Origin of the sequence: Paenibacillus sp. JCM 10914, assembly GCF_001315105.1 — a bacterium.
In the GTDB taxonomy this organism is placed as follows: domain Bacteria; phylum Bacillota; class Bacilli; order Paenibacillales; family Paenibacillaceae; genus Paenibacillus_AQ.
The window spans coordinates 153264-165834 of the sequence record NZ_BAZR01000008.1; the positions used below are offsets into that span (position 1 = coordinate 153264).

Annotated in this window: 9 protein-coding genes and 2 pseudogenes; 7 read left to right on the plus strand and 4 right to left on the minus strand. The window is 50.0% G+C overall.

The window, feature by feature from the left end; genetic code table 11:
- Positions 1-157: 157 nt before the first annotated feature.
- The 5 genes and pseudogenes from JCM10914_RS12355 to JCM10914_RS12375 all read left to right on the plus strand — a co-directional run bounded on the left by JCM10914_RS12355 (position 158) and on the right by JCM10914_RS12375 (position 6388).
- Positions 158-1737, plus strand: a pseudogene (locus tag JCM10914_RS12355) (response regulator).
- A gap of 10 nt (positions 1738-1747) precedes the next feature.
- On the plus strand, positions 1748-3562 hold the full coding sequence (locus JCM10914_RS12360) for a sensor histidine kinase (protein WP_023961324.1): 1815 nt from the start codon (positions 1748-1750) through the stop codon (positions 3560-3562).
- Positions 3563-3841: 279 nt separating this feature from the next.
- A pseudogene (locus JCM10914_RS12365) lies at positions 3842-5075 on the plus strand (MFS transporter).
- Between the two features lie 89 nt (positions 5076-5164).
- The gene (locus JCM10914_RS12370; protein WP_023961328.1) at positions 5165-5659 is read left to right on the plus strand and encodes a GNAT family N-acetyltransferase; all 495 of its coding nucleotides are present in this window, start codon (positions 5165-5167) and stop codon (positions 5657-5659) included.
- A gap of 39 nt (positions 5660-5698) precedes the next feature.
- Entirely contained in the window at positions 5699-6388 is a 690-nt protein-coding gene (locus JCM10914_RS12375) for an MOSC domain-containing protein (RefSeq protein ID WP_023961330.1), read from the plus strand.
- Positions 6389-6441: 53 nt separating this feature from the next.
- Here JCM10914_RS12375 and JCM10914_RS12380 read toward each other — a convergent pair whose 3' ends face one another.
- Positions 6442-6990: a GNAT family N-acetyltransferase gene (locus tag JCM10914_RS12380; RefSeq protein WP_023961332.1), complete on the minus strand. Its 549-nt coding sequence runs from the start codon at positions 6988-6990 to the stop codon at positions 6442-6444.
- A gap of 37 nt (positions 6991-7027) precedes the next feature.
- The gene (locus JCM10914_RS12385; protein WP_023961334.1) at positions 7028-7282 is read right to left on the minus strand and encodes a DUF2164 domain-containing protein; all 255 of its coding nucleotides are present in this window, start codon (positions 7280-7282) and stop codon (positions 7028-7030) included.
- A 195-nt stretch (positions 7283-7477) separates the two neighbouring features.
- Between JCM10914_RS12385 and JCM10914_RS12390 the strand changes: the two genes are divergently transcribed.
- Positions 7478-9229 (plus strand): glutamine--tRNA ligase/YqeY domain fusion protein, encoded by a 1752-nt coding sequence (locus tag JCM10914_RS12390; protein WP_036717940.1) that lies wholly within the window; start codon positions 7478-7480, stop codon positions 9227-9229.
- A gap of 110 nt (positions 9230-9339) precedes the next feature.
- On the opposite strand, the gene JCM10914_RS12395 is transcribed toward JCM10914_RS12390, so the two are convergent.
- The gene (locus tag JCM10914_RS12395) at positions 9340-10572 is read right to left on the minus strand and encodes an MFS transporter (RefSeq protein ID WP_036717941.1); all 1233 of its coding nucleotides are present in this window, start codon (positions 10570-10572) and stop codon (positions 9340-9342) included.
- A gap of 184 nt (positions 10573-10756) precedes the next feature.
- Between JCM10914_RS12395 and JCM10914_RS12400 the strand changes: the two genes are divergently transcribed.
- Entirely contained in the window at positions 10757-11416 is a 660-nt protein-coding gene (locus JCM10914_RS12400) for a molybdenum cofactor guanylyltransferase (protein WP_023961340.1), read from the plus strand.
- Between the two features lie 28 nt (positions 11417-11444).
- On the opposite strand, the gene moaA is transcribed toward JCM10914_RS12400, so the two are convergent.
- Positions 11445-12449: a GTP 3',8-cyclase MoaA gene (gene moaA, locus JCM10914_RS12405; RefSeq protein ID WP_023961341.1), complete on the minus strand. Its 1005-nt coding sequence runs from the start codon at positions 12447-12449 to the stop codon at positions 11445-11447.
- Between the last annotated feature and the right edge of the window lie 122 nt (positions 12450-12571).

Sequence of the window (12571 nt, forward strand, 5' to 3'; positions counted from 1 at the left end):
TCTCACAAATCCTTTGGGATCTCTCTGCTTATGGCGCAGTAGAGAAATTTACCCCATACCTGGAAAAAATGTTCTGTTAATATAAATGCGAACTATACTGCAATTTCTATTAAAACGTGGAGAACCAATGCTGTTTATCTAGATTGGGGGTATTCGCATGTATAAGGTATTGCTGGTAGATGATGAAGAGCTGGACTTGGAGGGCATGCGGCGTTTTATTCCTTGGTCTGAGTTGGGGATGGAAGTGAAGGGCAGCGTTAATAATGCCTTGACAGCTTGTGAGATCATGGAAAAGGAAGCGATTGATATCTTGGTTAGCGATGTCAACATGCCGTACATGTCTGGCCTGGAGCTGGCACGAATGGCACTCGAACGCAAGCCCAACATTCGCATTATATTTGTGAGTGGTTATCAGGAGTTCAGTTATGTGCAGCAAGCATTATCTTTGAACGCCTATAGCTATGTATTGAAACCAATGAATGATAGTGAGCTGATATCTTCATTGCTCAAGGTGAAGAGAGATCTGGATGAGGAGATGAAGCAGCGTGAAGTGGAGATCGCCTATCGTGAGATGATTCCGATCGTCAAGAGTGATATTCTGATTCGGCTGCTGCGCGAAGAGGAGACTCAGGACAGTGAAGCGTTGTTGAAGCTGACAGCATCCTGCGGGCTCGATACGATGGCATGGCCGATCCGTGTCGTTGTGGTGGAACTGGACAATCTCCAATGGAGAGTGGGCGGCAACTTCTCTTCCCAGCGCGCGAAATGTCACGCATATTCCTGCAGCAGGTACATGAAGTCATTCAATATCTTGGCGTGGCTCCTTATTGCAAGTTATCCTCGCAGCGAGTGGCGCTATTGCTGGATGACGGATCGGTGGAAATCACTGCGAGCCGGTTGTACTTAGCCATGCGCAATCACAACGGCATTTCGATTACTACGGGAGTAGGCGAACTAGCCCACGCGATTGACCAGTTGCAGCTATCCTATCGCCAGGCCATTGAGGCGGTGGAAGGCAAAATGTTCTTGGGCAAGGGGAGCGTCATTAAATTCGAGGATGTTCGGACGGAGCCGGGGATGCTGGATTCCCGCATGCTGGACGTGCACATGAATGCGCTGCTTACCGCAATGGAAGGATATGAGCTTGTGCGAATCTGCGATGAAATTGAGCAGATGTTCGGTTCTATCAAGAATCTTCGCTCCCGTTTCTCTGTTCATAACATGTCCAACTATATTATTTGGAGACTGGATCAATATCTTAGCGGCAGGAACGAAGACTTGTTTGAATTGCTCGGAATGGAAATTCATCATCTGGACATCTTGATGCAATTCGACACGATTAATGATATTCGTTCATGGTTTATTCAGCGGATCTTCGAAATTTCGGAACGGCTCTATGAGAAGTCCAATTCCAAGGACAGCAAGTTCATTAAGAACGTGATTCATACGATCCGCGAACGAATGAGTGAGAATATTACGATTAAGGATATGGCACAGCATTTTTCGTTCTCGCCGAGTCATATCGGATTTTTAATCAAAGAGAAGTCCGGTAACACTTTCAATGAGTTATTGGTTCAGATCCGCATGGAAAGAGCTTGTGAATTGTTGCGGCAGCCACGATTGAAAATTTACGAAGTAGCGGATCAGGTAGGCTATCGATATCTTCCGTATTTCAGCCGTCAGTTCAAAGAGAGATACGGTATGACACCTCTTGAATACCGCAAGAGAGAGAGCTAGGGGGCGCTGGATGAAGTTGCCGCGGTATAACCATCGTCGTATGCGTTACGTTCCTATTGGATACAAGTTGATGCTGTCCTATATTTTGTTCATCTTGATTCTGGTTGCCGTGAATTTCTACGTCTCCCATTCGATGTACGATGCTTCTATGCGTAAGCAGACCCGCATTAATATTCAGAATACGCTCCGACAGATCAGCGATAACGTTGCCTATAAGGTGGACGATATCGTTCAGACTTCGGCAACGCTCTATGATGACCGGACACTGACGCTGACAATCCGGCCGAGAGAAGAAGGATACAACAACTATACAAGAATGAAGCAGGTGATCACCCCTAAGCTGGAAAGTGCCTCTAAGGCCATCGGACTGAATCTGAGAATGTCGGTCTACTTCCACAACGATACGATCCATCAGAGCTATCGCTCATGGAAAGATCGCACCCTCAGCGAATTCAATGAACAGACCAACGATATCTATCATATGGATCGGATCCTTGATAAGGCGTGGTACCATGATATTCCCCCTGAAATATACAATGTGACCATGCAATGGAAGCAGGTCGAGGAGGACGAGCGAGATGGTAGAATATCGCTCATCCGCCGCATCGTGGATATGAGTAATCCGCTGGCGATAGAGGAAGTCGGCATTATGCGATTTAGTGTGCGATTGAAGGAACTGTTTGACAGTGTGGACTATACCAAGCTGGGGGAAGGCAGTGAGTTGGTTGTCTTGGATGCTGCTGGTCACACCGTGTTCTCATCAGGTCAGCCGTGGAGCTCCTCGACTAAACACGGATCCAGCGTGAACAAGTATGCCTTGTCGACAGATCATTCCGATAAGGAGTATTTGACGATTGAAGAGAGCCTGCCCGAACAGAAATGGAGAATCGTCGCCCATGTTCCACTGACCATCATCGAGCAGGAAGCCGTGCGTGTGCGGACCTATTTTATCACGATCTGTTTATTGTGCGTCATACTATTGATGATCGCTGGTCTTTTCATTTCGCGATACTTCTCTAAGCGGATCAATAAGATTGTAGCGGTGTTGAACTCATTTCGTGAAGGGGACTTGCACAAGCGAATTTCAACCAAGGGGAAGGGCGAGTTCACCCAGATCGCGGTCGCTCTCAATGCGATGGGGGAGGACTTCGAAGCGCTCATCAACAAGGTTTATTTGACCCAACTGCAGAAGAAGGAAGCAGAGCTTGAAATGTTGCAGACGCAGATTAATCCTCATTTCCTGTACAATACGTTGTCTTCGATCAATCAACTTGCCAAGTTCGGCGAGAATGAGAAGCTGCAGAAGATGGTGGTTGAACTGGCGCAGTTCTATCGTCTAACCCTCAACTCGGGCAAGACGATGATCCCCGTTGCCATGGAACTGGAGCAGGTGAGTGCTTATTTGGATATACAGAAGGTAAAGTATGGCCGGAGGATGGAAGTTACCTTCGATATTGATGCTCGAGTGTGGCCGTATGAAACCGTGAAATTGATTTTGCAGCCCCTTGTCGAGAATGTGCTCAAGCATGCGTGGAGCGGGGACCGGATTCATATCCGAATCGTGGTGGAGAAGGAAGAGGATACGATTCTATATCGCATTATTGATGATGGTCTTGGGATGAAGCAGGAGAGAATTCATGAGATTTTCGATCGAAGCGATAACAGTCATGTCGGGTGCGGCATCCGTAATATTGATCAACGAATTAAGCTCCATTACGGGGGAGAGTACGGAGTATACATCTTCAGTCGGGTTGGAATCGGAACGGTAGCGCAGATCCGCATACCGTTAAGAACCAGGGATTTACGGCAGAAGGATAAGACGTAGAAGTATACCTACTCGTTGACGAGTTAAAGCGTCAATGAGTGTGCTTGCTTTAAACACATCGCTCAAGCGATACTATGGTTGAGCGATGATATCATTACAAGATGTGTCAGTTTCACGTACAATCTGATAGGCTGAATAGCCATATTTGTATTCAAAATCAGAGCCCGCAAGGGCTTTTTTTGATCAATTTTTCTCGGATAGCCTGGCCCATAATAGGGTCGAAGATTGCGTCTGTACTTGCTAATATACTGCTGAAAAGGCTGCTGGGAGATAAGAAACATGAAATGGTTGGAGCAATACCCTAGGGAAGTGAAAGGTTTCCTAATTGCAAGTCTCGTTGCATCGGCGGGCGGCTCGTTAATGTGGCCGTTGACAACGATGTACGTATTCGATGAGCTCGGCCGCAGCATGAAGGATGCGGGCCTGGTTATTCTGATCCAGTCATTAGGCGGGATCGGTGGTCAACTGCTGGGCGGCATCCTGTACCATCGCGTCGGTGTCAAGCGGCTGATTGTCGGCTCACTCATTCTGAATGCGCTGGGTCTGTTTACCTTGCCGTTCATCAACGGTCTATGGGGACTGTTTATCGCGATGATGGGCTTTATCGGGTTCTGCAATGCGGTGTCGATGCCAGCGATCCAGGCCTTTATCGGCTTCCGGTTTGCTGATCGACGTGGTGAATTGTTTAATGTAGTTTATGTTGCGAATAATATTGGCGTGGCCCTCGGGACCGCGATGAGCGGATTTCTGGCGGAGTTCTCGTATCATCTCAGTTTTGTGCTGAATGGGGTAACCTCGCTGAGTTTTGCGCTCTTTTTCCTGTCCTATCTCAAGAAGCTGGATGGTCAGGAAGCCACTGCATCCTCTAGTCATCCGAAACCGAAGGCACCGCTGCCGGCAGGTCCAGGAGCCTGGGTGCTGTTAGGCCATACTCGGATTTATCTGTTTATGGGTATCGGTGCCTTGTTTCTGTGGTTCGGTAACTCGATCTGGAACACGGGCGTATCCCCATTCATTATATCGGAAGGCATGTCCAAGACGGCATATGGGTATTTATGGACGCTTAATGGCATCTTGATCTTTGCCGCACAGCCGCTTACCCGGGCGATCAAACGTTGGTTCGCCCGTACGGAGAGCAGCCAGATGACGATCGCAGCGTTGTTCTACCTGTTGGCCTATGTGGTTATCGTCATGATGCACAGTTATCCCGGAATGGTGCTGGCGATGGTGTTGGCTACGCTTGGCGAGATGCTGATCTCCTGCGATCCCGGCTTTCATCACAGAACGTACGGGACAGGCTGCGCCATTCTATATTGGCGTTGCCGGCGGCATGGGGGCCGCCGGCCGTGTTGTCGGACCGTATGCGATGGGTACCATGTATGATAGCGGCGGTTTGGCTCCGGTAGCGTGGTTAGCCGTTGCCGTAGCTGTCGTCTCATTGCTCGCTTTCGCTGTTCATGCCCGGATGAATCGGCCGCGCCAGCATGAACAGCATCAGAGTTTGCAGGGCTAAGGCGGCAGCCAGTTTATCTACTCTGCGGGGTAGATAACAGTTATGATAAAATGAGTGGAAACATTGATGTGAGGAAGCGAGGGATATCGATGAACACCCGTCAAGCAGCATTCGTACTACGCTTATCTGAGATGAAGGATGCCGCTTCTCTGATGGAACTTGACCAGGTTGTGTGGAATCGTGAAACAGCCCCTGAGCCGCTCCACTGGACTTCCAGAGATCAATATCTTCTGCATAATCCGCCAGGTACTCAGGTTGTGGCGTTCCTGGATGATTGCCTGTGCGGTTATGTCGGGCATCGACCGCCGACGGGTCTTGCGAGTAACCGTCATGTATGGGAGATTCATATCGCCGTGCATCCTTCCTGGCAACGGCAAGGGGTCGGATTTCAATTAATGGAAGCGATGAAGGCGATGGCACGATCAGAAGGTATCCGAAAGCTAAGGCTGCGGGTACTCTCCAGTAATCCCGGCGCCCAAGCTTTCTATACGCGCTGTGACTTTATTGAGGAAGGCAGGCTCGTACAGGAGTTTGATGTGGACGGGCGGTTTGTAGACGATATTTTGATGCGTTGTTTTTTATAGCATCTGAAGCTGAAGCCAACGAGGGTGGGGTTGCTGTCCATGACGATGGGAATTGTGTCATTGAATGTAGGAAAGCCGGTTACGGTGGAATATCAGGGCAAGGATTTATCGACAGGGATCTACAAGCAGTCCGTTACGGGTCCCTTGTTCTTGACCCGATTCAATTTCGAAGGTGATGGGCAAGCGGATCTGGTCCATCACGGAGGTGTGGACAAAGCGGTCTGCGCTTATCCTGCCGAGCATTATCCCTACTGGATTAAATCACTGAATAAGCCGATGCCATATGCCGCGTTCGGCGAGAATCTTACCTTACGCGGATTGCTGGAGAACGCGGTCTGCATTGGCGATGTGTATCAGGTCGGGGAAGCGGTGCTACAGGTCAGCCAGCCGAGATATCCATGCTTCAAGCTGTCACAGAAGCATGGGGTGAAGGACATGCCTGCACGTGTGCTCCATTCAGGTTATAGCGGCTTTTATTTTCGTGTGCTGGAGGAAGGGAAGGTCAGCGACGCTTCTCCTATCGTTCAGTTGCAACGGGCGGAGGATGGCGTTACCGTGCTGGAGACCCTGCGGATGATGAAGGATGGTCGCAAGGATGAGCAGGGACTGGTGCGGATGCTCGAGATTCCGGCGTTGTCAGCCAGCCTGAAGCAGCAATTCGGCCAATGGTTGAATCACTGCGCGGCAGCATCGACTAAGAGCAGCTTCTCCATAATGCAAGACGCATAATATATAAGAACAACCGGCTATATCCGAATAAGGATTGAAGCCGGTTGTTCTTATTATCGTACTTTTTTCCATTCGCTCTGGAGCATGCCGTACACCGCGTGGTTCACATAACCTTGAGGGAGCTTTTCAGCTTCGCGAATAACACCCTCCAACACAAAACCTAGACGTTCTGGAATCGCTCGACTGTGATGGTTCGCTGTTGCGCAGCGAATCTCGACCCGGTGCAGGCCCATCCGCATGAGGGCATGGTCAGTAAAGGCTCGGCATGCGCTCGTCATCAGTCCTTGTCCGGTAAAGCGCTGATCCAGCCAGTAGCCGATACTGACCGAGCGATTGTTCCAGTCAATCTCGTGAAAGGAGATCGTGCCGGCAAGCTCTTCCCGGACCCAAATACCGGCCGAGAAACCGCCATTATCCGCAGCCTGCTTCATCGCGCCTTTGATATAATTGAGAGAATCATTCAACTCATTGACGGCATCCACCCATGGCAACCACTTGCGTAGCCTGTCTCGTGAACGATCGGTCATCTCGAACATGGCCCGTGCGTGCTCTACGGCAAGCGGGCGCAATTCTACACGATCGTCAAGCTTATATACGAACATAATGAATCCTCTCTCCTTTCCCGATCGAGCGCCCGACCTATCGAGTGCGTTTCGGTGTTTTCTCCAATGCGTAAATGTCTTCCTCAAGTGACAGCATGCGTTCGCTGACAACGGTTCGGCAGTCGCTGAGCGCCTGATTATACAGATAAGGACCTAGATTTTCCACGAAAAAGTCAAGCATGCCCTCTGCGGCCAAATGACCTAATGTTTCGCCACGTTCGGTTTCAAAATAATGCTGGATTTGCGAGATGAGCTGCTCACGCTGCTCTTTGGGAAACTTCATCGGTTTCATGAGATGCCCTCCTCAAGCTGGGATGCTGTTTTTCTATTCATGCTACCTTAATCAAAACTCCTCGTCAAAAGGTCCGTTGGCATATAGCAGTCACAATCATGGCGCCTCATTCCTTGAACAATCCCACCATTACAGGTATATTTAAGGGAAACACGTTTATACAGAAGAGATAGACGGAAATTACAGTGCGAAAGGTTGATCAACGTGGAGAACCATCGGGGGACACCCTCCAATTTCATAAAAAATGTGATTACTGAAGACCTTAAGTCCGGCAAAGTCAAGGAAGTCGTTACCCGGTTTCCTCCCGAGCCGAACGGTTATCTCCATATTGGACACGCTAAGGCGATATGGATCAATTTCACGCTGGCCGATGAATTCGGCGGACGGACCCACCTGCGGTTTGATGATACCAACCCGGTGAAAGAAGATATTGAATACGTCAATTCAATTAAGGAAGACGTGAAGTGGCTCGGATTCGATTGGGAGGAGCTGCGTTTTGCATCCGACTATTTTGAAGAAATGTACAGCCGCGCCGTATTGCTCATTAAGAAGGGCAAAGCTTACGTAGATGACCAATCCGCTGACCAAATCCGTGAAACGCGCGGCACACTGACCGAGCCGGGACAGAACAGCCCTTACCGGGATCGCAGTGTGGAAGAGAATCTCGACCTGTTCGAACGGATGCGCGGCGGCGAATTCGGCAACGGGGAACGGGTACTACGGGCCAAGATCAATATGTCCTCACCGAATATCAATCTGCGCGATCCGGTAATCTATCGTATTTCTCATGCGTTTCATCATAATACCGGTGACAAGTGGTGCATCTATCCGATGTATGCATTTGCCCATCCGCTGGAAGATGCCATTGAAGGCGTGACGCATTCCTTGTGTTCGCTCGAATTCGAGGATCAGCGTCCGTTCTATGATTGGGTGGTCGCGGAATGCGAGATGAACTGCACGCCGCATCAGTATGAATTTGGACGTCTGAACGTGGCCCAGACTGTAACGAGCAAACGTAAGCTGAAGCAGCTGGTCGACGCAGCACATGTGGATGGATGGGATGATCCGCGCATGCCTACCATCTCTGGACTGCGCCGCCTGGGTTACACGCCGGAAGCGATTCGCAGCTTCATATTTGAGACAGGGATATCCAAGGCGTATGGCACGATTGATCGTCAAGTCATGGAGCATTTTATCCGTGAGGATCTGAAGCTGAAGGCACCACGGACCATGGCCGTGCTCGATCCGCTGAAGGTTGTCATCACCAACTACCCCGAAGGCGAAGTGGAGTGGCTGGATGCCGAGAACAATACGGAGAATCCGGAGATGGGCATACGCCAAATTCCGTTCTCTCGCGAGATATATATTGAGCAGGAGGACTTCATGGAGGACCCTCCAAGTAAATATTTCCGTCTGTTCCCGGGCAATGAGGTTCGTCTGAAGCACGCTTATTTCATTCGATGTAATGAAGTGATAAAGGACGAGAACGGCAAGGTCGTTGAGATTCATTGTACGTATGATCCGGAGACGAAGAGCGGCACCGGCTTTACCGGCCGCAAGGTCAAGGGAACCATTCACTGGGTGGAGGCAAGTCAGGCCGTACCTGCGGAATTCCGTCTGTTCGAGCCGCTGTTCAAGGATGAAGAGGAAGAAGTCCAGCCGGAACTCGTACCTGAAGTAGCCGGTGCGGAGCTCGTGCAAGAGGACGTGTCTGAGTCGGTTGAGACGGGTACGGAGAAGTCCTTCCTGGATGATATTAATCCGAATTCGCTTCAGATCGTGCAAGGTTATGTTGAACCGAACATGAAGGACGCTGCGCCACAGGACAAGTTTCAATTCTTCCGGCATGGATATTTCAACGTCGATTCCAAATACTCACAACCGGGACGCCCCGTGTTCAACCGCGTTGTCTCGTTGAAGAGTTCATTCCAACTTCCGAAGAAGTAATACGGGAGTATCTATAATACGAAACAAGACTCGAATCCTCCTCATCAGGAGTATTCGAGTCTTGTTGGTTTTTAAGTCGTCTCGCGAAAGCGAACGATGACCTAGATCAACTATAATGATCGTTCTTCCGCTTCGTCTTCATCGGGATCGGTATCCAGCTGTGGCTGATAACCGTTTCGGTGCAGATTGTACCACATCCAGCCGAAGCCGATGGCGCCTACAATCGCAAGCATCATGCCCGTACGATACAAGACCTGGGCTCCGAAATTCTGGAACATCCATCCTCCGGCCAATCCGCCGATCACGCCGGAGATACCGCTCCAGCTCAGCGTGTAAATCGCTTGTCCGGAAGCACGGTATGGTGTCGGAACAAACAGCATGGTAAGCTGCACGCCGACGTAGAAATAACCACCGAACGTTACGCAATGCAGCAGTTGGATAAAGGCGACCTCAAGGGCCGTATTGGCCTCGGCCATCAGCAGCCAGCGCAGGGCGAAGAGGATGCTGACAATCGTTAAACAGCCGACCAACACACTGATCTTGCGCTTGAGGAAGCGGTCGAACAGAACGAAGATCGCGACCTCGAAGATCGAGGAGAAGAAGATCGCGAGCCCGACCATTTGCTTGGTACCGCCCAGTTCGAGTATATATAAAGACATGAACGTATTGTTGGCCGTATTCGGAATGGAGACTAGGATACCGAGCAAGATAAACCAGACAAAATATGAGTTCAGGAACAGCTTGCCTAATCCCCTAAGGTTAACCGTTGCTGAGCTTGCCGTCTTCTGTATGTTGGGCAGCGTGAACATGAACAACGCCGCGATTAGCAGCATAACGGAGAATACAATGGCGATTCGGCCTGATCCAAGATGATCGATAACAGGTCCGGCGGCGATCGCCGTTAGTGCCCAGCCAAGCGAGCCCCAGAGCCGGAATGAGCCGAACTTCTGCCCGGTTCCGTCGATGTAGGTGAGGATCAGGGAGTTCGTCTGTGAGAACATTGGCGTCTGGAAGAAATAAAATAAGATCATGGTCATGTAGATCATCGCATACGTGTTGGCCTGGAATACGAGTTGAACCAGCAACAGCGTACCGATCATCATAATTAGTAGCACGCGTTTGATATTCGCTGCACGGTCACTCCAGAATCCCCAGAATGGATTGGCGAAGATAGAGACGAATGGAGCGATAGCCATCAGACTGCCGATCTCCATTTTGCTCATGCCGATGTCTTGCAGATATAACTGGAAGAAACCCGTGAAGATGACCATGGTTCCGTAAATGAAGAAGTTGAATAACTTGAGCGATGCTAATGAAGGTTGGTCTTTATCCATATTCCGCAAGTAGGTCATTCCTTTCAAACCGAATGCAATCTATAATACGGCCTTCGTTTAAACCGCTTTCCCTTCAATGTATCACGCATTGAAAAGGGATACAAACCATCTTTTTTATGATTTTCCATTAATCTGACGATTACCCTATAAACTGAACATCGTTTGTTCAAACAGACAGAACAGGAGGTATACCATGAAAGAGTTGGATCACGAGTCTGTGGCACAGCGTGATGAGGTGACCGGTATCGTGCTTGCAGGAGGTGATTCCCGGAGGATGGGAACGAATAAAGCGATGCTTATGGTGGACGGTGTTCCGTTGATCGAACGAACGGTACGATCCTTGGAGTCAATCTGCAGCCGCGTGCTCATATCGACCAATACGCCCGATAGGTATACATTCCTTGGTTTGGAATGTATACAGGATGTGTATGAGCGCAAGGGGCCCATGGCGGGGCTGCATGCCGCATTATTAACATCCGATACCAACTGGAACGTGGTCGTGGCGTGCGATATGCCGTTTATCCAGACGTCATTCCTTGCGGCACTGCTGGAACTGGCCGATACCACAGCAGGTTGCGAAGCGGTCATACCATTAGTGGATGGAAGATACCATCCGTTATTGGCGGTGTATCATCGCAGCGTAGCAGGAAGCCTCGCACTTAGGCTGCAGCAAGATGAGCTTCGCATGATGAGTTGGATCAGTCATCTACGAACCGTAACCGTGGATGAAGAACGTTTATCGAGATTGACCGGCATGAATCCTCGGAAGATCCTGTTCAATCTGAATGCCAGAGTGGACTTGGAAGCTGCACAAACACTTGCAGGACCGAATATAACCATAGAACCCTTCTGACCATCAATGGACGAGAAGGTTCTATGGTTTACCCGCCGATCTGGGACATGCGTCTCACGGTAGGAGTGTGGCTCTGTGCTTTCTTCTCCAGTGCCAGCGCCATTTCATGGTTAAGCGGCTTGGCACCGAGCGCTTTACGGAACAGGTTGGCAACCGCTGCCGGGTCATCGATTATCCGGCGAACATTGTACTCATCCGACCAATATAGACAAGCTTTGATATGCCCGTCTGCCGTTAATCTCAAGCGGTTGCAGGAATCACAGAAATGATCGCTGACCGGATGAATCAGGCCGAACGTACCGCGTGCCCCATCTACCCTCATATTACGCGAGGGACCGTTACCGGAAGGGCCTGGCTCGTCTTGAATGTTCCAGCCCGCTTCCTCGCATACCTCCGCTACCCGGCTTAGAGGTAAGTACGTATCTCTCCAAGAGTCGGTCGCATGCCCGATCGGCATGTATTCAATAAAGCGAACATGGAGTGGCCGGTCCAACGTAAGCGCAATGAAATCCTTGATTTCATCCTCATTGAATCCCTTCATCAGCACCATATTCAGCTTTATTGGATCGAGTCCGGCAGCGTATGCGGCTTCAATGCCCTCCAGCACTTTATGGACGTTCCCTCCGCGAGTGATGCGTGCATAACGATCCTCTTGGAGTGAATCGAGACTAATATTAATCCGGGTAAGTCCGGCTTCTTTTAACAAACGAGCTTTGGCAGGAAGCAGCATGCCGTTGGTCGTCAGTGATATATCCTGAATTCCCTCGATGGATGCGATTTGGTGGACCAGTGTTTCCAGGTCTTTGCGTACAAGGGGCTCCCCTCCAGTGAGGCGAACCTTGGACACACCCATAGGGGCAAGGACGGACATGATGGCGGTTATTTCTTCATAACTCATAATTTCGTCGTGCGGCTGGAATTCCAAGCCTTCTGAAGGCATACAGTAGACACAACGCAGATTACAGCGGTCTGTTACCGAAATTCGAATATAATCATGGACCCGACCGAAAGGGTCTGCTAGTGGTTCAATCATGGGTAATTTCCCCTTTCGCGACTGTTAGACATGGTCACATTGTAGCGATTCCCAAGATGAGAGTCAATGCAAAAGGCTTGGTGATCGATGGGGACAACGATGGGAGTCATCGGCGTGCGCTG

Excerpts from the sequence above, each read along its gene's own strand:
- JCM10914_RS12360 (WP_023961324.1), top strand. The coding sequence starts at position 1,748 with ATGAAGTTGCCGCGGTATAACCATCGTCGTATGCGTTACGTTCCTATT.
- JCM10914_RS12370 (WP_023961328.1), top strand. The coding sequence starts at position 5,165 with ATGAACACCCGTCAAGCAGCATTCGTACTACGCTTATCTGAGATGAAG.
- JCM10914_RS12375 (WP_023961330.1), top strand. The coding sequence starts at position 5,699 with ATGACGATGGGAATTGTGTCATTGAATGTAGGAAAGCCGGTTACGGTG.
- JCM10914_RS12380 (WP_023961332.1), bottom strand. The coding sequence starts at position 6,990 with ATGTTCGTATATAAGCTTGACGATCGTGTAGAATTGCGCCCGCTTGCC.
- JCM10914_RS12385 (WP_023961334.1), bottom strand. The coding sequence starts at position 7,282 with ATGAAACCGATGAAGTTTCCCAAAGAGCAGCGTGAGCAGCTCATCTCG.
- JCM10914_RS12400 (WP_023961340.1), top strand. The coding sequence starts at position 10,757 with ATGAAAGAGTTGGATCACGAGTCTGTGGCACAGCGTGATGAGGTGACC.
- moaA (WP_023961341.1), bottom strand. The coding sequence starts at position 12,449 with ATGATTGAACCACTAGCAGACCCTTTCGGTCGGGTCCATGATTATATT.